We start from the raw sequence: 19537 nt of genomic DNA, 5'->3' as shown, positions 1-19537 counted from the left end.
AAAAAACGTAAAATTAGAGAAAAGCATTTCTCGAAAACTTCTATGTCCAAAAACAAGAGTGCCATTTATTTATAGTGCCAACAATCAATTAACCATCAGTTTCAATGAATGATATGAACATATTATTTCAAGGAAAGTTCATGGGAAATAAGAGATTAGCTATACGGATTAGCTGTAGCTATGAAACTAACCGGTTGGCAGAAAAGTATTTGTTAGATGCTTATGAAAAAGCCGTGTCAAAGCAAGTAAGCCAAAAAAATTTAAAACATAAAAATGGGATTCAAGGAGGATCAAATGGTAACAGTGAGTTTATATGCAAGAGTTTCTTCGGGGAAACAAGCACAAGAAAATACAATAGCAAGTCAAGTTGCAGCTTTAGAGAAGCAAATTAGTACGGATGGATACAAATTATTAAGTGAGTATAAATTTATTGATAATGGCTACAGTGGATCTAATCTAGTCCGTCCTGATCTAGAAAAGTTACGTGATAAAGTAACAGAAGGTAAAATTGATAGAATTTACATTCATTCACCTGATCGCTTATCTAGAAAATATGCATATCAAATGGTATTACTTGAAGAATTTGAGAAAGCAGGAGCAGAAACGGTTTTCTTAAATTATGAGATTAACGATAATCCAGAATCTCAATTGCTGTTACAAATGCAAGGTATGATAGCAGAATATGAACGAGCGAAAATTATGGAACGAAGTCGTCGCGGAAAGATTTATGCAGCTAATAAAGGTTGTGTAAGCGTAATGGGAGGAGCTCCTTATGGTTATCGTTATATAGATAAATATATGGGAGGAGGACAAGCTTTATTTGAAATAAACGAAGAAGAAGCTAATGTTGTTAGGAAAGTATTTTTGTGGATAGGAAGAGAAAGGACAAGTATTGGGGAAGTGTGTCGTCGGCTAAACACTATGTCTATTATAACACGAACAGGAAAAAAGTGCTGGGATAGAAGTGTGATTTGGGGTATGTTAAAAAATCCTGCTTACAAAGGACAAGCGGCTTTTGGTAAAACAAAAGTAGGTATAAAGTTACAACATATCAGACCACAGAAACATTCTTGTGAACAACCGAAAGATAATTACTCTACCTATTCTGTTGAAAAAGCAAATTGGATTTATGTTAAAGTGCCAAATATAGTGGACGAAGATGTATTTGATATAGTTCAAGAACAATTAGCTGAGAATAGAAAAATAGCAAGGACAAGAGAAAGAGGAGCAAAACATTTACTACAAGGTTTAATCGTATGTAAGCGTTGTCGTTATGCATATTACGGAAGTCCTGTAAGAAATAAGCGAGGAGAAAAAATTGATCATTATGCTTATTATCGTTGTATTGGTAGAGATTCTTACCGTTTTGGTGGTAATAAAATTTGTGATAATAAACACATTCGTACAGATGCATTAGAAACAGCCGTGTGGGAAGAGGTTAAGCATTTATTGAAAAATCCAAATAGGGTTTTAGAAGAATACAGGCGTAGACTTTCAGAGCTTAAAAAATCATCATGGGATCAAAAAAGCGATTTACTAGAGAAACAAGAAAATAAATTAAAACGTGGTATTGCTAGACTTATTGATAGTTATGCTCAAGAATATATTAATCAAGAAGAATTTGAACCACGAATTAAAGCAATGAAACAAAGTTTAAAAACAATTGAAGAGGAGAAGAAAAGGATATTCGATCAAAAGAAATTAAAACAGGAATTAACTTTTGTTGTAACCAATTTAGAAGACTTTTCTTCCAATATTACATCAAACCTTGATAACGCAGACTGGCTAACTAAACGTGATATTATTAGAACGTTAGTCAAGAGAATTGAAATTAACCTTGAGGACGTAAATGTGGTATTTCGTGTAAAAGAGCTACCAAACTCTCCTGGAAATAATCGAGAAGAAAAGAAAAATTTGCAACATTGTTGGCGGGGTAAGTGCTCCACCTTGAATTGTGCCACGTTTGGTAGGACTGGACTTTCTATCTTCCATAATGCCTGCTTTCAACCATCCTTTTATAATTCTCTTTAAAGTTGGTGTGGTATTAAGTTTTTCAAGCAGTGCAGAATGTTTCAAAGCATCCGGAAATATCAGCATCTAGTATAAATGCTGTTTTCTGACCAAGTGCGATAAATATAGCTGCTATTGCATCATGACAGGATCTACCAGATCTAAAACCGTAAGTGTTAGGCTCAAACTTTGCTTCCCATTCCGGTTCTAGTGCCATTTTAACAAGTGTTTGCTTTGCTCTATCTGCTATTGGTAGGAATACCGAGCGGGCGATACTCCGATGACCTATCAGATTTTGGGATCCATACCCGTCTTGATGGCTTTGCCTTCTCTCTTATATTTAAGGAATTTGCTAATAGCAATCTTTCCTTTTTATTAAGATTAGACTTTCCATCAATGCCTGAAGTCTTTTTCCCTTTGTTATCCTGAGTTACCCTTCTAACAGCGAGCATTCTTGCACTTGTTGACTTTAGTAATAACCTCTGAAGATTATGCATCTTCATATCATTACATTGTGAAGCTCGGTAAATTCGTTTTTGTAGCTTAAATGAAGATTTCTCAAGCTTGCGCCAAATTCCATTCATACTTAACATTTTGTTGGCTCATAACATATTCACTACTATTCACAACTTTACCTTCCAAATTACAGTGTTTACGTCTGCATATCCCAAATATTACTTTAGGCATTAGCTTCTTAAACAATCCCTCCACATAGAAGCATTTAGTGGGCCACCTTCTTAGTTATCCTTTTTAAACAAAGGATAATAAGAGCTTCCATGTGGTTACTCCGTTCCATGAAATCTTTTCACGTTAACTTAGGTTCTTACTATTTGCCGGGAGGTTGAAAACATCTTAATTAGACCTTCTCATTCTAATTATTCATCTCTCCGTACCTTTTGGTTTATGCGTCTCAACTTTATTTCGCATATCACAAATAACGACAATTCAGACATAAGTTCCTTTCGTAACCATATCTAACTTTCTTAGGGGGGTTATTATAAAGTTTAATATTACCCCTTTTTAATCCATGCTTGCACCTTAGAAAATCGCCACTTTCCTAAAGTGTGGATTATGCTTTCAACCCGATGTTAAGGCGGATGGAATTTAACCATCACGATTTCATGACTTTCGGGTCGCACGTTAAGTGTTTGTTTTGGATGTGTTGGTATATTAAATGTTCTACACAAACTTTTCTTTATATTAATTTATTTTTTGATTTGACACACTTTTTTGAATGTTTTCTCAACATTTCATTACCTTCTCTCTTTCTCCATTTCCTGGCTCAATATTTACACATGACATTTTTCTTTGAGGATGCCTTGATAGTGGTTTATACCCAGAAGGTCCTGGCTGTGATTTTGATAAATCTTCTATTGCCTCAAATTTTCTCTTTCTCTCTTGATAAGATTCATCTACTTCTTGACGGGTACTGGAAGGGAAAAGGTTTGACTGCACTGTATCAAGCATTTCCTTACTATTATAGTTTATCACAGCTTCAAGACACATCCTTTTGAACTCCTCAGAAGAATATTCATGGCTCTCAATTATCTGGGAAGAAAGCATTTTATGATTATAAGCTGCTAACATTGCATATTGTTCTTTTGGTGATCCTGCTTTATCTAATAGAAATTCTAACACTTCAATATCAACTTCAGCAGCAGCTTCTCTAAATGCTTCATAATTATTGGCCGCCAATATTGCATGTCGTTTTTCTGGCGATCCTACTTTATCTAATAGAAATTCTAATACTTTAATGTCAACATGAACAGTATTTACCCTAAACGCTTCATAATTATTAGCCGCCAACATTGCATGTCGTTTTTCTGGCGATCCTGCTTTATCCAATAGTAGCTCCAACACTTCAATATTACCTTCACTGGCAGCTATTCTGAGTGCTTGACAAGCATTAGCCACCAACATTGCATATTGTTCTTCTGGCAATCCTGCTCTATCCAATAAAAACTCCAATGCTTTAATATTACTTTCAGCAGCAGCTTCTCTAAATGCTTCATAATTATTAGCCACCAACATTGTATGTCGTTCTTCTGGCAATTCTACTCTATCCAGCAGTAGTTTCAACACTTCAATATTACCATTACCGGTAGCAGCTACTCTAAATACTTCATAATTATTAGCTGCCAATATTTTACTCTGTACATCTAGTAATTTCGCTTTATCCAATAGAAACTCCAACGTTTTAATATTACCACTGTCAGCAGCTGCCCTAAATGCTTCATAATTCTCCACTGCTAACATTGCATGTTGTTCTTCTAGTGATCCTGCTCTATCCAAGAGAACTTCGACACTTTAATATTACCTTCACTGATAGCTTCCCAAAACGCTTCGTAATTATTAGCCGCCAACATTTCACACTGTAAATCTAGTAGTTTCGCTCTGTCCAATAGAAACTCCAACGTTTCAATATCACCATCATCATCTGCAGCTACTCTAAACGCTTCATAATTATTAGCCGCCAACATTTCACGCTGTACATTTGATGATTCTGTTCTATTCAATAAGAGTTTCAGTACTTCAGTGTGCCCTGCATAAGCAGCTACTCTAAATGCTTCATAATTATTAGCTGCCAACATTTTATACTGTACATCTAGTAATTTTGCTTTGTCCAATAGAAGCTCCAATACTTTAATATTACTTTCAACAGCAGCTTCTCTAAATGCTTCATAATTCTTCACTGCTAACATTGTATGTAGTTCTTCTGGTAATTCTACTCTATTCAGCAGAAGCTCTAATACTTCAGCATTATCATTACCGGCAGCTTCTCTAAATACTTCATAATCATTAACTGCCAACATTTTACACTGTAAATCTAGTAATTTCGCTCTGTCCAATAGAAATTTCAACGTTTCAATATTACCTTCAGTAGCAGCTTCCCTAAATGCTTTATAATTAGCAACCTCTATTAACATTTTATATTGAATATTTTTCTGTGATTGTGTGTTTCTGTTCATAAATTACCTCTAACCTATAGATACATTATGCAGCATAAATACTTAATAGTTTTTAACATTACTGTACTTACATTTTTGAGTACTATAAATGCTTATATTTTTTTTGTATACTTCTGCGATTTTTGCTTTCTTTAGGAAAATTTCTATTGCACTTTTATTACAAGATAAGCATAAACTTTTCTTACCATAATTCTTCTTTTCCATTTTTTAATGAATTAGTATTACATATTGCTAAAAATTTAAACAATATAACCATTTCCAGCGCTCAAAACCAAGAAGCGTGAGAACTGTTTTTCTTGGGATGCGTTGATCTACCATTTGTACCATACGAACTTTTTATATGGTGATTTTATTACACGCTAAAACTAGCCATATTAGCCCATTTTATCCATATCTATATACGAAATGGCTTGCCTAGCTTTGTTGCAACAGTTTTGCATTTTTGTTTACACAACCCTATTTTTACGCAATGTGTTCTCACAAAGGTAGGCATTTTTCTTGCATCTTTTAAAAGAGTAAATGATTAAATTTGTTGTAACGCTATAGAATCCAGTATTTTCTGCAAACTATAATATAGTTCAGTTAATATATTCATAAAGTTGACGATTGTTAAGAACATTTATTATAATTGTTAATTAAATAACATTAGTAGGATAAAAATGGATTTTAGTGAGTATGTTAAAGGCAACATATTATATGTTTTTAGTGAACAAGTAGATATCAATAATTTGATAAGCTTTTTGCAAGAGAACAAAAATATTACAGAACTTTCTCTCATTTGGTGTATGATTGGTAACAAAGGAGCGAAAGCTTTAGCTGATGTTAATCTTACAAACCTTACTCAACTTAATTTAAGTGGCAATAATATTGGTAACGAAGGAGTAGAAGCTTTCGCTAAGAGTAATCTTACAAACCTTACTAAACTTGATTTAAGTGCCAATATTATTTGTGTGAAAGGAGCAAAAGCTTTAGCTGATAGTAATCTTACAAACCTTGCTCAACTTGATTTAAGTCTCAATAAGATTGGTAACGAAGAAGCAAAAGCTTTAGCCGAATCTGAGAAATACTGCGAATTCATAGATAAAATTACTCGTACAGAATTTAATAACGAACCTATGGATTTTTGTAAACGTCTGAAAAAATCATGGTCTCAAGCAAGAGCAAAATCTAAGAGTAATGTTCCCAAGCTAGATGAAAGCACTATAAGGAGTTTGTTTTTTGATCTTGCACAACATGGTTATAAAGGGGGAATAGAGGTTTTGCTCGATGACTATGATAAATATCCTTTTCTAATTAATTCAAGAAATGAGCAAGGACACACACTATCTCATTTCTATAACGACGACCTTAAAATGCAAAACTTTTTCTTTAAACGTGGTATGATACCTGAACAAAGAAGAGATGACTGGCACATTGCACGAGACCGTCAATCTGTTCATAGAGGTTCAGTAAGTAAGCGGATAAAGTTTTTTACTAAAAAATTGGTTGAATCCACGGAAGCCAGTGAAGAACAGTTAAAGCAAGCAGCGACTTCTTACGTAGAAAGTATAGAACTACTTGAACAATATCAGAATGATCCAATAAGACTAAAGTTTCTCAGTTCAACTGACAGTGAAAAAAGAAGTGTGATGGAGAAAACATTAGGTGATAATCCTGTACTAAATGACAAAGAGTTTATAAAAACTGTAATCGACAAAGCTAAAGATGCATTAAACACTAAATACTTAAGGAAAAATCAATTTGGTGAATATGACCTAGGACACCCTACAGAACCATTACAATATGATTATACGAGAGATGATGCAAAGATTACTATACCTGAATCTATAGGTTATATAAAACTACTTATTGATAATTTTTCCGTTCCACTGGAAGAAAAAAAAGGAGTTGCTAGTCACTCTTATGGAACAAAATCCAGATTTGGTAAAGAACAAATCATCTAAGGTAAAAGAAAAACTTGGAAATAGCGTAATCCTCGATAAAGAACAGTTTAATAAAGAAGAACTACATGGATTATTAAATGTTATAGATGACGGTAAAAAAGTAGATGAGTTGTTTAAAGAAATCAGTGACTTAGATATAGAAAAGATCTGGAGAGAGCAAAAAGAGTTCGTTCTTCTAAAACAAATATATGTAGCGTCAACAACATATGGTGAAAATGAAAGTGCTTGTACACCAGGTATATGGAGTCAAATTATGATTAGTATAAACGAAATTAGCTCTGAGATCGTGGATCAATATGATCGCTATTTAGAAGAAGAACAAAAACTAGAAGCACAGAAAAATGTTATTACAGAAGAGAACATTAAACCATTTCTGGAAGATTTGGCTAAGAATCTAGTTCAACATGCGGAATCTCATCCAGAATTGAAAGAAGCTCTTGAAGATTTTGCTATATGCAATGTAAATATTGATAATCCTGAAGAAATTACCCTTGAACGGCAAAAAATTTTAGCAGAGATAAATAAATATTTTTATGAACATATTCAAGATGATTTACCGAATTACTATGGACTTATACCAAATAAGGATGAATACAAACTTATCATCAATGGACTGTCAGGGGTAAAAGAAATGAAAGATTTTGCACAAGAGCCATCTAATCAGCAAGAGAATATTACAAGAGAAACGGAAGCTCAAATTGATGAGAACAGTGATGATGAGTTTTTTGATGCAGAAGATGATAATGAAAGTCGTGCAACTATTAGAGAGAGCGACACAGATGAAAAATCTAAAGATGTTAATGAGTCAATTTTTCTAGAGGAAAATAACACACCGTTAGTTTTAGGAAGATTACACTCAGAAACTTCAGTTGTAGCAACAGATCAAACAAATGGTATTCAAAATAATAATCAACAGCCGAGTAATTTAAATAATGATGCTCCACGAAGTAAAGAAAAAAATAAACTGCCTACTGTATGTGCTTTCACATTAGCAATAGCTGGAATTGTTTCAGGGATAGCTATTGCAGTTTACTCAGGAATGTTAGCGGTAGGAATAGCAGTTGGAGTTTGTTGTCTAATTGCTGCTGCAATCGTATCCTATTATGATAGGCCTTCAAATTCACTTTAAAATAGCAATGTCGAAGAATTTGTAACTAATGAGGAACATACTATTGTTTAGAGGCTTACGCTTAAATGAACTGGAGTGGCAAAGAGAAACTCTTTTGAAATTGCTTACCTAACATTCCACTCCATAAAAGTCACTCTTTATATTTGAAGCTTAACAAATACGGTTTTAGACGTAAAAATATTGAATATTTGTGCAGAATAGTGTATAATTATTAATTTTTCTCTGAGTACTATGGCCATTTCTAAATTTCTTGATGCACGCAATGATATAGCTTTTCGTCGTATCTTTGGAACGGAAAAAAATAAAAATATTCTTATCCACTTTTTGAACGATATCTTAGGATTTTCTGGAAGTAATGAAATAAAAGAAATTGAATTCTTAAGCACTATCATGGACCCTGAGATTGCCTCTGATAAACAAAGTATTGTTGATGTCCTTTGCAAAGATTCTATTGTTAATAGATTTGTCATCGAAATGGTGCGACCTGAAAGTCTTCGGTCATATTGTTTAAAAGGAGAGGAATTCATTCAGAAAGAAACTGAAAGGATTCTAAAACTTATTAAACCAGATGTTTTGCCATCTGAGTCTACGCATCAGTGCGAATCGGGCAACCGGTTGGTGCCAAGAGATGCGGACCTTACCCCGCCAACAATGTTGCAAAAAACGTAAAATTAGAGAAAAGCATTTCTCGAAAACTTCTATGTCCAAAAACAAGAGTGCCATTTATTTATAGTGCCAACAATCAATTAACCATCAGTTTCAATGAATGATATGAACATATTATTTCAAGGAAAGTTCATGGGAAATAAGAGATTAGCTATACGGATTAGCTGTAGCTATGAAACTAACCGGTTGGCAGAAAAGTATTTGTTAGATGCTTATGAAAAAGCCGTGTCAAAGCAAGTAAGCCAAAAAAATTTAAAACATAAAAATGGGATTCAAGGAGGATCAAATGGTAACAGTGAGTTTATATGCAAGAGTTTCTTCGGGGAAACAAGCACAAGAAAATACAATAGCAAGTCAAGTTGCAGCTTTAGAGAAGCAAATTAGTACGGATGGATACAAATTATTAAGTGAGTATAAATTTATTGATAATGGCTACAGTGGATCTAATCTAGTCCGTCCTGATCTAGAAAAGTTACGTGATAAAGTAACAGAAGGTAAAATTGATAGAATTTACATTCATTCACCTGATCGCTTATCTAGAAAATATGCATATCAAATGGTATTACTTGAAGAATTTGAGAAAGCAGGAGCAGAAACGGTTTTCTTAAATTATGAGATTAACGATAATCCAGAATCTCAATTGCTGTTACAAATGCAAGGTATGATAGCAGAATATGAACGAGCGAAAATTATGGAACGAAGTCGTCGCGGAAAGATTTATGCAGCTAATAAAGGTTGTGTAAGCGTAATGGGAGGAGCTCCTTATGGTTATCGTTATATAGATAAATATATGGGAGGAGGACAAGCTTTATTTGAAATAAACGAAGAAGAAGCTAATGTTGTTAGGAAAGTATTTTTGTGGATAGGAAGAGAAAGGACAAGTATTGGGGAAGTGTGTCGTCGGCTAAACACTATGTCTATTATAACACGAACAGGAAAAAAGTGCTGGGATAGAAGTGTGATTTGGGGTATGTTAAAAAATCCTGCTTACAAAGGACAAGCGGCTTTTGGTAAAACAAAAGTAGGTATAAAGTTACAACATATCAGACCACAGAAACATTCTTGTGAACAACCGAAAGATAATTACTCTACCTATTCTGTTGAAAAAGCAAATTGGATTTATGTTAAAGTGCCAAATATAGTGGACGAAGATGTATTTGATATAGTTCAAGAACAATTAGCTGAGAATAGAAAAATAGCAAGGACAAGAGAAAGAGGAGCAAAACATTTACTACAAGGTTTAATCGTATGTAAGCGTTGTCGTTATGCATATTACGGAAGTCCTGTAAGAAATAAGCGAGGAGAAAAAATTGATCATTATGCTTATTATCGTTGTATTGGTAGAGATTCTTACCGTTTTGGTGGTAATAAAATTTGTGATAATAAACACATTCGTACAGATGCATTAGAAACAGCCGTGTGGGAAGAGGTTAAGCATTTATTGAAAAATCCAAATAGGGTTTTAGAAGAATACAGGCGTAGACTTTCAGAGCTTAAAAAATCATCATGGGATCAAAAAAGCGATTTACTAGAGAAAAAAGAAAATAAATTAAAACGTGGTATTGCTAGACTTATTGATAGTTATGCTCAAGAATATATTAATCAAGAAGAATTTGAGCCACGAATTAAAGCAATGAAACAAAGTTTAAAAACAATTGAAGAGGAGAAGAAAAGGATATTCGATCAAAAGAAATTAAAACAGGAATTAACTTTGGTTGTAACCAATTTAGAAGACTTTTCTTCCAATATTACATCAAACCTTGATAACGCAGACTGGCTAACTAAACGTGATATTATTAGAACGTTAGTCAAGAGAATTGAAATTAACCTTGAGGACGTAAATGTGGTATTTCGTGTAAAAGAGCTACCAAACTCTCCTGGAAATAATCGAGAAGAAAAGAAAAATTTGCAACATTGTTGGCGGGGTAAATGAACCTCCTCTTGAAAAAGAAGATGCTCAATCGTGAGAGGAGCATAAACTACAAGCATCATGTGGTTGGAGGGCTAGGCTAGTGGTATGGTGAACGTAAGTGAAGCTTCATAAGTATCGTAATGATTAAGGAGCTAAAGATGCTGATAAGCTCTGACCAAAAGGTAATGTGGATAAGTTACATTTTTCATTTCTAGATGTACGCAAATAATAACTCCACCGGTATAGAGAAGTCACCTAACCTACTATTGTATGACAGAAGGAACAGGGTAAACCTGTATTTTTGCCTACATGGCAAGCAAACCGCAAGGAATGCTGATGAAAGTGCAGGTAAAGGAGAATGGAGAAAGCGAATGCCATTTTGTAATGAAATGGATAGAATTTGTAACATTAATTCGCGTGAAAACGAGCAGACTTCCATTTGGTCCCTCGTGACAAGAAACTTTGTTAACCACTTAAGGGAGGAAAGCAGATGATTACAGATAAAACTGTAAGTGCACCTACCGACAACTCCGAAGCATGGAAACAATTGCCATGGAGGAAGTGCCAAAAAGTTGTTATAAGGCTACAAAGACGTATTGTTAAAGCTGTCCAACAGGGAAGATGGGGTAAGAGGTAAAAGCTTTACAGCGTCTTCTCACACGCTCCTTTAGCAGCAAAGCTTTAGCTGTTAAAAGAGTAACTGAAAACCAAGGAAAAAACACGGCAGGTGTAGATCGTCAACTGTGGTTAACTTGCAATGCTAAATTTCAAGGAATAAAGCAGTTAAAGCAAAGAGGATATAAACCTTCTCCGCTAAAACGGATTTATATCAGTAAATCTAATGGCAAAAGAAGACCTCTTGGAATACCAACGATAAAAGATAGAGCCATGCAAGCATTATATCTGTTTGCCCTGGAGCCAGTATCTGAAACGATCAGCGACCGTCACTCCTATGGCTTTAGACCTAAAAGATCCTGCGCGGATGCTATTGCTGCTTGTCACTTATTACTGGCAAGACGCAATCGACCACAATGGATACTAGAAGGTGATATCAAAGGGTGTTTTGACAACATTAACCATGAATGGCTTATGAAGCATATTCCTATGGAGAAGAAAATTCTTCATAGATGGTTAAAAGCTGGTTTCCTAGAATCGAAAACTCTGTATCCCACAACTGCTGGCACTCCGCAAGGAAGTATACTTACCCCGCCAACAATGTTGCAAATTTTTCTTTTCTTCTCGATTATTTCCAGGAGAGTTTGGTAGCTCTTTTACACGAAATACCACATTTACGTCCTCAAGGTTAATTTCAATTCTCTTGACTAACGTTCTAATAATATCACGTTTAGTTAGCCAGTCTGCGTTATCAAGGTTTGATGTAATATTGGAAGAAAAGTCTTCTAAATTGGTTACAACAAAAGTTAATTCCTGTTTTAATTTCTTTTGATCGAATATCCTTTTCTTCTCCTCTTCAATTGTTTTTAAACTTTGTTTCATTGCTTTAATTCGTGGTTCAAATTCTTCTTGATTAATATATTCTTGAGCATAACTATCAATAAGTCTAGCAATACCACGTTTTAATTTATTTTCTTTTTTCTCTAGTAAATCGCTTTTTTGATCCCATGATGATTTTTTAAGCTCTGAAAGTCTACGCCTGTATTCTTCTAAAACCCTATTTGGATTTTTCAATAAATGCTTAACCTCTTCCCACACGGCTGTTTCTAATGCATCTGTACGAATGTGTTTATTATCACAAATTTTATTACCACCAAAACGGTAAGAATCTCTACCAATACAACGATAATAAGCATAATGATCAATTTTTTCTCCTCGCTTATTTCTTACAGGACTTCCGTAATATGCATAACGACAACGCTTACATACGATTAAACCTTGTAGTAAATGTTTTGCTCCTCTTTCTCTTGTCCTTGCTATTTTTCTATTCTCAGCTAATTGTTCTTGAACTATATCAAATACATCTTCGTCCACTATATTTGGCACTTTAACATAAATCCAATTTGCTTTTTCAACAGAATAGGTAGAGTAATTATCTTTCGGTTGTTCACAAGAATGTTTCTGTGGTCTGATATGTTGTAACTTTATACCTACTTTTGTTTTACCAAAAGCCGCTTGTCCTTTGTAAGCAGGATTTTTTAACATACCCCAAATCACACTTCTATCCCAGCACTTTTTTCCTGTTCGTGTTATAATAGACATAGTGTTTAGCCGACGACACACTTCCCCAATACTTGTCCTTTCTCTTCCTATCCACAAAAATACTTTCCTAACAACATTAGCTTCTTCTTCGTTTATTTCAAATAAAGCTTGTCCTCCTCCCATATATTTATCTATATAACGATAACCATAAGGAGCTCCTCCCATTACGCTTACACAACCTTTATTAGCTGCATAAATCTTTCCGCGACGACTTCGTTTCATAATTTTCGCTCGTTCATATTCTGCTATCATACCTTGCATTTGTAACAGCAATTGAGATTCTGGATTATCGTTAATCTCATAATTTAAGAAAACCGTTTCTGCTCCTGCTTTCTCAAATTCTTCAAGTAATACCATTTGATATGCATATTTTCTAGATAAGCGATCAGGTGAATGAATGTAAATTCTATCAATTTTACCTTCTGTTACTTTATCACGTAACTTTTCTAGATCAGGACGGACTAGATTAGATCCACTGTAGCCATTATCAATAAATTTATACTCACTTAATAATTTGTATCCATCCGTACTAATTTGCTTCTCTAAAGCTGCAACTTGACTTGCTATTGTATTTTCTTGTGCTTGTTTCCCCGAAGAAACTCTTGCATATAAACTCACTGTTACCATTTGATCCTCCTTGAATCCCATTTTTATGTTTTAAATTTTTTTGGCTTACTTGCTTTGACACGGCTTTTTCATAAGCATCTAACAAATACTTTTCTGCCAACCGGTTAGTTTCATAGCTACAGCTAATCCGTATAGCTAATCTCTTATTTCCCATGAACTTTCCTTGAAATAATATGTTCATATCATTCATTGAAACTGATGGTTAATTGATTGTTGGCACTATAAATAAATGGCACTCTTGTTTTTGGACATAGAAGTTTTCGAGAAATGCTTTTCTCTAATTTTACGTTTTTTGCAACATTGTTGGCGGGGTAATAAAGGTGGTAAGTACATTGATTTAAAGAAGGTTTTCTTTATTGCTATTTCCAATTGTAATTTATTTCCTGATAAGCCTGATTATATATCTAGCCATACCATAAGAGATGAAAAAACTAACAAGCATGACTTAAAAGATTTTCAATTTATTTTCATTGAGTTACCAAAGTTTCCTAAGAGTAGAGAAGAGCAGATAGAAAATGTAGTAGATCGTTGGCTATTTTTCTTCAAATATGCAGAAGAAACGACCGATGAAGATTTAAGAAAAATAGCAGAAAAATCACCAATAATAAAGCTAGCATATGATGAATTAGATAGGTTTCGCTGGAATGAAAAAGATTTAGTAGCTTATGAAGAGAGAATAATGGATCTACGTAAAGGAGAAGCCATCCTCGCTCAAAAACTTGATGACGCTAGAGAGGAAGGGAAAATTGAAGTAGCAAAAGCGATGCTGGCTAATAATGTTGATATTGATACTATTGTAAAGTGTACAGGTCTTTCCATAAGTGAGATTAAAGAATTGCAGGAAGTTTGGAAGTGTTAAATAAACTGTGTCAAACCGAGAAGTAAAGTAATAAATTGATAAAAAAATGGAGGTTTGACAATGAGTCAAGCAAACAGAACTACCGGTTTGGTAGACTATAAAGAATTAGAAACAAATATCTTATCATCTATACGAGAAGGAAAACCATTGACAGGAAGAGATGGAGCATTAACACCATTTATAAAAAAACTGCTAGAGGGAAGGCGAGATAGAAAACCATTTGTCGGCTGAAAGCGAAGAAAACAACCGAAGAAATTCAAAGACTTTGCGGACAAGTATTTGAACTATTGACACCAAGAGATAGAGAAGGAAGTTTCGAGCCACAAGTAGTCAGAAAAAGGCAAACAACCGAACTTGAAGCAAAGGTTTTAAGTACATATGCCAGTGGCATGGGATATAGCATCGCATGTAGAAGAAATATAAAATATCTGCAGCAGAGATATCAAGTATTACTGACAAATTGTTACTGGTAATCAACGAATGGCGCAGTCGTCCGCTGCAATCTGTATATCCAATAGTGTTCATGGTTTTTTAAGGTCAAGGAGGACGGGCATTGTGTAAGCAAATGTATGTATAACATATTAGCAAAATGGCAGAAAAGAAGTTTTAGGCTTTTATATAGCAGAAAGTGAGGGAGCTAACTTTTGGCTAGGGATGTTAAATGACTTAAAAGAGAAAGGAGTAGAAGATATCCTGATTGTATGTGTTAAAAAGCTTTCCTAAAGCAATAAACAGTGTATTTCCTAAAGCAGAAATGTATAGTACATCAGATAAGAAATTCACTGAAATATGTATCGAGCAAAAGTTTTCATGAATGATTTGAAAAAAACATATCAAGTAGAGAAATAGCCGAGAATTATTTACTTGAACTGGAGGAAAAATAGGGAGATGGTATGAATAAGTATTGCTTGGTTGGAAGCAAGAGAAGATAATGACTTCTCAGAGTGGATAGGTGGCAGGTTGGATGTTTTTCTGAAGCACTTTCTGCCCAGGAAGTAGAAAGAGAAGACTTCGTGGGGGAGATTAACTGCCCCTGCCACCGAAAATCATCGTGAGGCTCACAAAATGTGATGACCTCGTATAGGAGTTTGGAACAACCGGCAATATTCTACTCTGATATATTGAAATATGCAATTGGAGGAAAAAATATGCGTCACATTGGAGTCGATTTACATACCAATAGTTTTACTGTTTTTTACTTACAAGAAGGGAAACCTGAGCATATTCAAACGTTTCGCTTAAAAGACTTGGATAATTTCACCAAAGATCTTCAAGAAACAGATGAAGTAGCCATAGAGGCAACAGGTAACAGCTGTTTCTTTTATGATGCAGTTTCACCTTACGTTAAACGCATAGTAATAATTGCTCCTGGGCAGTTTGAAGTTGTTCGTCGCTCTGTGAACAAAACAGATAAGCATGATGCACGAGCTATTGCTTTCTTTCTCAGCAAAGATATGTTGCCTGAGGCAAGGTGCAAAAACAAACAATGCCAGCAGTTAGCTTCTCTTCTTCAAATGAGAGATCAGTTAGTAAAGTCACGGGTATCTTTAATCAATAAAGTTCATGGTCTTTTTAATTACCATGGAATAAAAATTAAAAAAGAAGTACTTACAACTAAAGTAGGATTTGAACGTGCTACTCAAAAGCATAATTGGGATCCTTTAGAAAAAGTTGAAATTGAAGTGATTAGCTATCATTTAGAAGCTATCCGAGAAAGCCTTAAAAAGCTTAAAAAGGAAATTATAGCTTTCGCTAAACAACTTCCTGGGTTCAGCAATCTTATCAGCATAAAGGGAATAGGTCCAATTTCTGCAGCTGTTTTTATTGTAACAATCGGAGACATTAATGATTTCCGTAGACCTGAGAAACTTACTGCATATTTTGGAGTTGTACCAAGAGTTTCTCAATCTAATCAGCAATGTACAATTGGAAGAATTACCAAACGAGGGTCAAAAATAGCGCGTACTTCTTTAGTTCAATGTACTTGGATTGCTGTACGTTACAGTCCTTACTTGAAAAGCTTTTATGAACATATAAAAAAGAAGCGTGGTTCTGCTAAGGCTATAACTGCTACTGCTAGAAAATTTCTTATAACTATTTTCTACACTCTTAAAAATAACTGGGTTTTTAAAGATTTTACAAAATTTAAAATTTCTACTGGACAATAATCATAGGAGAAAAATATACTTTAGTTTTGGGAGAATAATTGGGAAAATCTGTCTAGTTATTTAAAATATTCTGGCCCTGTAAGAAAATTAATTTATACCACAAATCCTATTGAGGGACTACATAGACAGATCAGAAAATTTACTAAAACCAAGGGCTCATTTACTAGCACAAATGCCTTGTATAAACAGGTATATTGTGCTATAAAAAAGGTAAGAGAAAAATGGACTATGCCTATACATGATTGGGCTTTAACTATCTCTCAACTTGATATCTTTTTTCCTGGTAGGTTAAAAATCGAGTTGAACTAAAAATGCGATTTGACACAGTTTATTTAACACTCCCTTTTTATTCTGGATACTAGGTTAAAAATAGAACGTTTAAATTTCTTGTTTTTATTGTTATCATACTTAGATTTCCTAAGAACTTATTTACTACAAAATACAACAAGTTCTATTTATTTGAGAAAGTTGTGCGTCTTGTAGAACAGATTTTGTTGTAGGTTTCTCTGTAGCTATTTCAAGGTTTTCTTCTATGCTTTTTTGTTCTCTGTAATCTTTAACTTCTTGAATGAAATCTTCAAGCCACTTCTCACTACCTATCTTGGCATGTCATTGTTGCTCACCTTTAAGAAGTTTTATTACAGCTGCATCTTGATTTTTAGGCACTCTTTGATATTTAAGCCACAAGTCACGAATATCAGGAGGAGCTTTTTTCAAATGAGCTTCAAAGGTTGCTTTTGTGTCTTTTGTACTTTCTTCTTGTTGATCTTGATGGAATTTAAACCAGAAATTGCGAATATCAGGAGAAGCTTTATCCCAAAGAAGTTTAGTAATTTCTTTTATATTTCTCAGATCTTCTTGTTTTAATCTTTTACCATCACCTATATATCGTTTATTAAGACCAACTTGCAGAGGATAAAGTAAAAGGGTAGTTTTGCTCTGTGAATGTATAGGTCTATTTAAAATCATTGCTAGATTTGTATCACAATCTTCTAATACTGCTTTAACTTTTTTAACATCTAAATAATCTATTGCTTGACGTAATTTGTGGTGAAGATCACTTGTTCTCTTTAAGTTTTTCACTTTTTGCATATGCGAATCATCATTTCCTTTCGCTTCTTGCATAGCTATATCACACGAAATACTCTCAATTTTTTGCTCCATTTTCTGTATACATTGATTAATTTCCTTTTGATTTTTTTTGAATATAATCAACTGTGAAGTGGTACAAGGGTTAGGTAGATCGTCTTTAAACTCTTTTTGTATATTACTAGGTAATTCGCTTTTCAAAACTTCTTGTATACCGCTATCGTAATTATTTTTTATATTCTCAAAGTTGCCTTGTATAGCTTCACTAATTAATGAATCTCGAATGTTTTTTTGTCTGTTGGTTAATAACATACCTTACCTCTATCTCTTATGGCAAATTTAGCGCTATAATTATACGTATTTATAATCAAGTCAAGAGAAAAAATTAGCAAAGCGGTTGAAGTTTTAATAACATATAGCTTTCACAGTACTGTCTATGGAAAGTCTGCAAGTTTTACGTTCAATTGCGTTTATTGTGGGAATTTTTCTATTGTTGTTTGGCGTAGCAATGCTTATTCCTGCTATTACTAATAATTATCTAGGTTACGAATGGAAAAATTTTCTGGTTGGATTTATAGTTACCTGCACATTTAGTGCGATTTTTATTCTACTGGGTAAACTAAATAGGGTACATGGAATGCCGGCAATTTTTGCGATTACCAGTTGTACCTGGATTGCATTATCTCTATTTGCAGCTATTCCATTTTATCTTGATAGTTTAAGCTACATTGATTCACTGTTTGAAGCAGTATCTGGGATTACAACCACAGGAGCAACTGTTCTAAGTTACATCGAGCAACAATCTCCGGGTATACTACTGTGGAGAGCAATGCTGCACGGTATAGGTGGTTTTGGAGTAATTACAGTAGGAATTGCAATTTTTCCCATATTTAAGGTTTTGAGCTTAAATAATTTACTCTATTCTGAGTACTCAGATGCTCTTAAAAGAAAGTTACCACATACGCGAAGCGTAGTAATACATATTGCAGAAATATATTACTGCCTAATTTTATTGTGCATATTTTCCTACTATCTAGCTGGCATGCCATTATTTGACGCAGTATGTCACGGAATGTCCGCTGTATCAACTGGTGGATTTGCCAACTATAACGATTCTATAGGCTACTACAATAACCCTATATTGGAGGTCATAACAATTATCTTTATGATTTTAGGCTCTTTACCTTTTCTGAGCTATTTAAAAATTATAAGACGATTAGACGTTTGTTATGATGAACAGGTCTCTTACTTTATTAAGATAGTTGTTATCTCATCTTTGCTTGCTTGTTTTTGGTTATATAAAAATTTTGACTTAGGAGTATTTTTATCATTTAGGTACAGCACATTCACCATTACCTCCTTTATCACATCAACTGGCTATGTAATGTGCAACTACTTGAATTGGAGGTTTATTTCAGTCTTAGCTTTCTTTTTAGCCTTTATTGGTGGATGTGGTGGTTCTGCTAGTGGTGGAATCAAAATCTTCCGTTTAGTCATTTTTCTAAAATCTATAAGGAATTACTTTAGCTCTTTATTAAATCCAAGTGAAAGCGATAGAGTAAAACTCAATGGTAAAATACTGGAGAATGATGAAGTTCAATCTGTCTTTACGTTTTTTGCGATTTACATGTTAACGTTCGCTATATCATCAATAGTGATGTCTTACTTGAGCAATGCGGACTTTATAACTAGCATCAGCTCTGTTTCTGCAATGCTTACAAATTCTGGCCCAGGATTTAGTAACCTAATAGGTCCTTCAGGTAATTATTCCTCCTTTAGTGGTGGAGTAAAGCTATTTCTATCGTTTTTGATGCTGCTTGGCAGGCTTGAAATATTGCCAATTTATTTTTGTATAGGTAGTTTATACTGGAAACTTTGCCATTCCAGAGTGTAACGCTAATTCAGGTTTACATTTAAATTCTATTACATATTATTATAAGTATTACAA

At 34.1% G+C, this 19537-nt stretch carries 15 protein-coding genes and 4 pseudogenes; 13 read left to right on the top strand and 6 right to left on the bottom strand.

All coding sequences use genetic code 11. The features are described from left to right. Nucleotides 1–273: 273 nt before the first annotated feature. The gene (locus OPR44_RS04070; RefSeq protein ID WP_265015407.1) at nt 274–2031 is read left to right on the top strand and encodes a recombinase family protein; all 1758 of its coding nucleotides are present in this window, start codon (nt 274–276) and stop codon (nt 2029–2031) included. A gap of 22 nt (nt 2032–2053) precedes the next feature. Here OPR44_RS04070 and OPR44_RS04065 read toward each other — a convergent pair whose 3' ends face one another. From OPR44_RS04065 to OPR44_RS04050, 4 genes are all read right to left on the bottom strand, one after another. Next, nucleotides 2054–2227, bottom strand: coding sequence for an RNA-dependent RNA polymerase family protein (locus OPR44_RS04065; protein WP_264374770.1), 174 nt, complete (start codon nt 2225–2227; stop codon nt 2054–2056). Between the two features lie 22 nt (nt 2228–2249). Beyond that, nucleotides 2250–2603, bottom strand: a complete 354-nt coding sequence (locus OPR44_RS04060; RefSeq protein ID WP_264374769.1) for a reverse transcriptase N-terminal domain-containing protein — start codon at nt 2601–2603, stop codon at nt 2250–2252. Nucleotides 2604–3252: 649 nt separating this feature from the next. Next, nucleotides 3253–4302: an ankyrin repeat domain-containing protein gene (locus OPR44_RS04055; protein ID WP_265015406.1), complete on the bottom strand. Its 1050-nt coding sequence runs from the start codon at nt 4300–4302 to the stop codon at nt 3253–3255. Beyond that, on the bottom strand, nt 4281–4979 hold the full coding sequence (locus tag OPR44_RS04050) for a hypothetical protein (RefSeq protein WP_265015405.1): 699 nt from the start codon (nt 4977–4979) through the stop codon (nt 4281–4283). Before OPR44_RS04050 ends, OPR44_RS04055 begins: the two co-directional genes overlap by 22 nt. 659 nt (nt 4980–5638) lie before the next feature. Between OPR44_RS04050 and OPR44_RS04045 the strand changes: the two genes are divergently transcribed. The 7 genes and pseudogenes from OPR44_RS04045 (at nt 5639) to OPR44_RS04015 (ending at nt 11895) form a co-directional block, all read left to right on the top strand. Further along, entirely contained in the window at nt 5639–6922 is a 1284-nt protein-coding gene (locus tag OPR44_RS04045) for a leucine-rich repeat domain-containing protein (RefSeq protein ID WP_265015404.1), read from the top strand. Continuing rightward, nucleotides 6882–8051 (top strand): TomO hydrophobic C-terminal domain-containing protein, encoded by a 1170-nt coding sequence (locus OPR44_RS04040; protein ID WP_265015403.1) that lies wholly within the window; start codon nt 6882–6884, stop codon nt 8049–8051. The genes OPR44_RS04045 and OPR44_RS04040 overlap by 41 nt, the downstream gene beginning before the upstream one ends. Before the next feature lie 231 nt (nt 8052–8282). Beyond that, nucleotides 8283–8528, top strand: a pseudogene (locus OPR44_RS08670) (PD-(D/E)XK nuclease family transposase); the annotation flags it as partial. Between the two features lie 454 nt (nt 8529–8982). Next, nucleotides 8983–10650: a recombinase family protein gene (locus tag OPR44_RS04030; protein ID WP_265015401.1), complete on the top strand. Its 1668-nt coding sequence runs from the start codon at nt 8983–8985 to the stop codon at nt 10648–10650. A gap of 194 nt (nt 10651–10844) precedes the next feature. Then, nucleotides 10845–11123, top strand: coding sequence for a hypothetical protein (locus tag OPR44_RS04025; RefSeq protein WP_264377970.1), 279 nt, complete (start codon nt 10845–10847; stop codon nt 11121–11123). Next, on the top strand, nt 11120–11266 hold the full coding sequence (locus OPR44_RS04020) for a reverse transcriptase N-terminal domain-containing protein (RefSeq protein ID WP_265015400.1): 147 nt from the start codon (nt 11120–11122) through the stop codon (nt 11264–11266). Before OPR44_RS04025 ends, OPR44_RS04020 begins: the two co-directional genes overlap by 4 nt. Nucleotides 11267–11517: 251 nt before the next feature. Beyond that, a complete protein-coding gene (locus OPR44_RS04015; protein ID WP_265015399.1) occupies nt 11518–11895 on the top strand; it encodes a reverse transcriptase domain-containing protein in 378 nt (125 codons plus the stop codon). On the opposite strand, the gene OPR44_RS04010 is transcribed toward OPR44_RS04015, so the two are convergent. Then, complete coding sequence (locus OPR44_RS04010) at nt 11776–13494, bottom strand: recombinase family protein (RefSeq protein WP_265015398.1); 1719 nt, start codon at nt 13492–13494, stop codon at nt 11776–11778. The genes OPR44_RS04015 and OPR44_RS04010 overlap by 120 nt on opposite strands. Nucleotides 13495–13780: 286 nt before the next feature. Between OPR44_RS04010 and OPR44_RS04005 the strand changes: the two are divergent. The 4 genes and pseudogenes from OPR44_RS04005 to OPR44_RS03990 all read left to right on the top strand — a co-directional run. Beyond that, nucleotides 13781–14332, top strand: a pseudogene (locus OPR44_RS04005) (Rpn family recombination-promoting nuclease/putative transposase); the annotation flags it as partial. A 60-nt stretch (nt 14333–14392) separates the two neighbouring features. Beyond that, a pseudogene (locus tag OPR44_RS04000) lies at nt 14393–15213 on the top strand (IS256 family transposase); the annotation flags it as partial. 267 nt (nt 15214–15480) lie between these two features. Next, on the top strand, nt 15481–16500 hold the full coding sequence (locus OPR44_RS03995) for an IS110 family RNA-guided transposase (protein WP_265015443.1): 1020 nt from the start codon (nt 15481–15483) through the stop codon (nt 16498–16500). Nucleotides 16501–16527: 27 nt separating this feature from the next. Continuing rightward, nucleotides 16528–16809 (top strand): annotated as a pseudogene (locus OPR44_RS03990) (transposase); the annotation flags it as partial. Between the two features lie 300 nt (nt 16810–17109). Here OPR44_RS03990 and OPR44_RS03985 read toward each other — a convergent pair. Then, entirely contained in the window at nt 17110–17901 is a 792-nt protein-coding gene (locus tag OPR44_RS03985) for a hypothetical protein (RefSeq protein ID WP_265015397.1), read from the bottom strand. Nucleotides 17902–18025: 124 nt separating this feature from the next. On the opposite strand from OPR44_RS03985, the gene OPR44_RS03980 reads away from it, so the two are divergent. Continuing rightward, complete coding sequence (locus OPR44_RS03980) at nt 18026–19483, top strand: TrkH family potassium uptake protein (protein WP_265015396.1); 1458 nt, start codon at nt 18026–18028, stop codon at nt 19481–19483. The last annotated feature ends 54 nt before the right edge of the window (nt 19484–19537 follow it).

The organism is Wolbachia endosymbiont (group B) of Camptogramma bilineatum (assembly GCF_947251825.1).
Classification (GTDB): domain Bacteria; phylum Pseudomonadota; class Alphaproteobacteria; order Rickettsiales; family Anaplasmataceae; genus Wolbachia.
Note: the sequence above shows the minus strand (reverse complement) of the source record. Positions and strands in the feature narration are given on the sequence as shown.

Excerpts from the sequence above, each read along its gene's own strand:
- OPR44_RS04070 (WP_265015407.1), top strand. The coding sequence starts at position 274 with ATGGGATTCAAGGAGGATCAAATGGTAACAGTGAGTTTATATGCAAGA.
- OPR44_RS04065 (WP_264374770.1), bottom strand. The coding sequence starts at position 2,227 with ATGGCACTAGAACCGGAATGGGAAGCAAAGTTTGAGCCTAACACTTAC.
- OPR44_RS04060 (WP_264374769.1), bottom strand. The coding sequence starts at position 2,603 with ATGTTAAGTATGAATGGAATTTGGCGCAAGCTTGAGAAATCTTCATTT.
- OPR44_RS04050 (WP_265015405.1), bottom strand. The coding sequence starts at position 4,979 with ATGAACAGAAACACACAATCACAGAAAAATATTCAATATAAAATGTTA.
- OPR44_RS04045 (WP_265015404.1), top strand. The coding sequence starts at position 5,639 with ATGGATTTTAGTGAGTATGTTAAAGGCAACATATTATATGTTTTTAGT.
- OPR44_RS04040 (WP_265015403.1), top strand. The coding sequence starts at position 6,882 with ATGGAACAAAATCCAGATTTGGTAAAGAACAAATCATCTAAGGTAAAA.
- OPR44_RS04030 (WP_265015401.1), top strand. The coding sequence starts at position 8,983 with ATGGGATTCAAGGAGGATCAAATGGTAACAGTGAGTTTATATGCAAGA.
- OPR44_RS04025 (WP_264377970.1), top strand. The coding sequence starts at position 10,845 with ATGTACGCAAATAATAACTCCACCGGTATAGAGAAGTCACCTAACCTA.
- OPR44_RS04020 (WP_265015400.1), top strand. The coding sequence starts at position 11,120 with ATGATTACAGATAAAACTGTAAGTGCACCTACCGACAACTCCGAAGCA.
- OPR44_RS04015 (WP_265015399.1), top strand. The coding sequence starts at position 11,518 with ATGCAAGCATTATATCTGTTTGCCCTGGAGCCAGTATCTGAAACGATC.
- OPR44_RS04010 (WP_265015398.1), bottom strand. The coding sequence starts at position 13,494 with ATGGGATTCAAGGAGGATCAAATGGTAACAGTGAGTTTATATGCAAGA.
- OPR44_RS03995 (WP_265015443.1), top strand. The coding sequence starts at position 15,481 with ATGCGTCACATTGGAGTCGATTTACATACCAATAGTTTTACTGTTTTT.
- OPR44_RS03985 (WP_265015397.1), bottom strand. The coding sequence starts at position 17,901 with ATGTTATTAACCAACAGACAAAAAAACATTCGAGATTCATTAATTAGT.
- OPR44_RS03980 (WP_265015396.1), top strand. The coding sequence starts at position 18,026 with ATGGAAAGTCTGCAAGTTTTACGTTCAATTGCGTTTATTGTGGGAATT.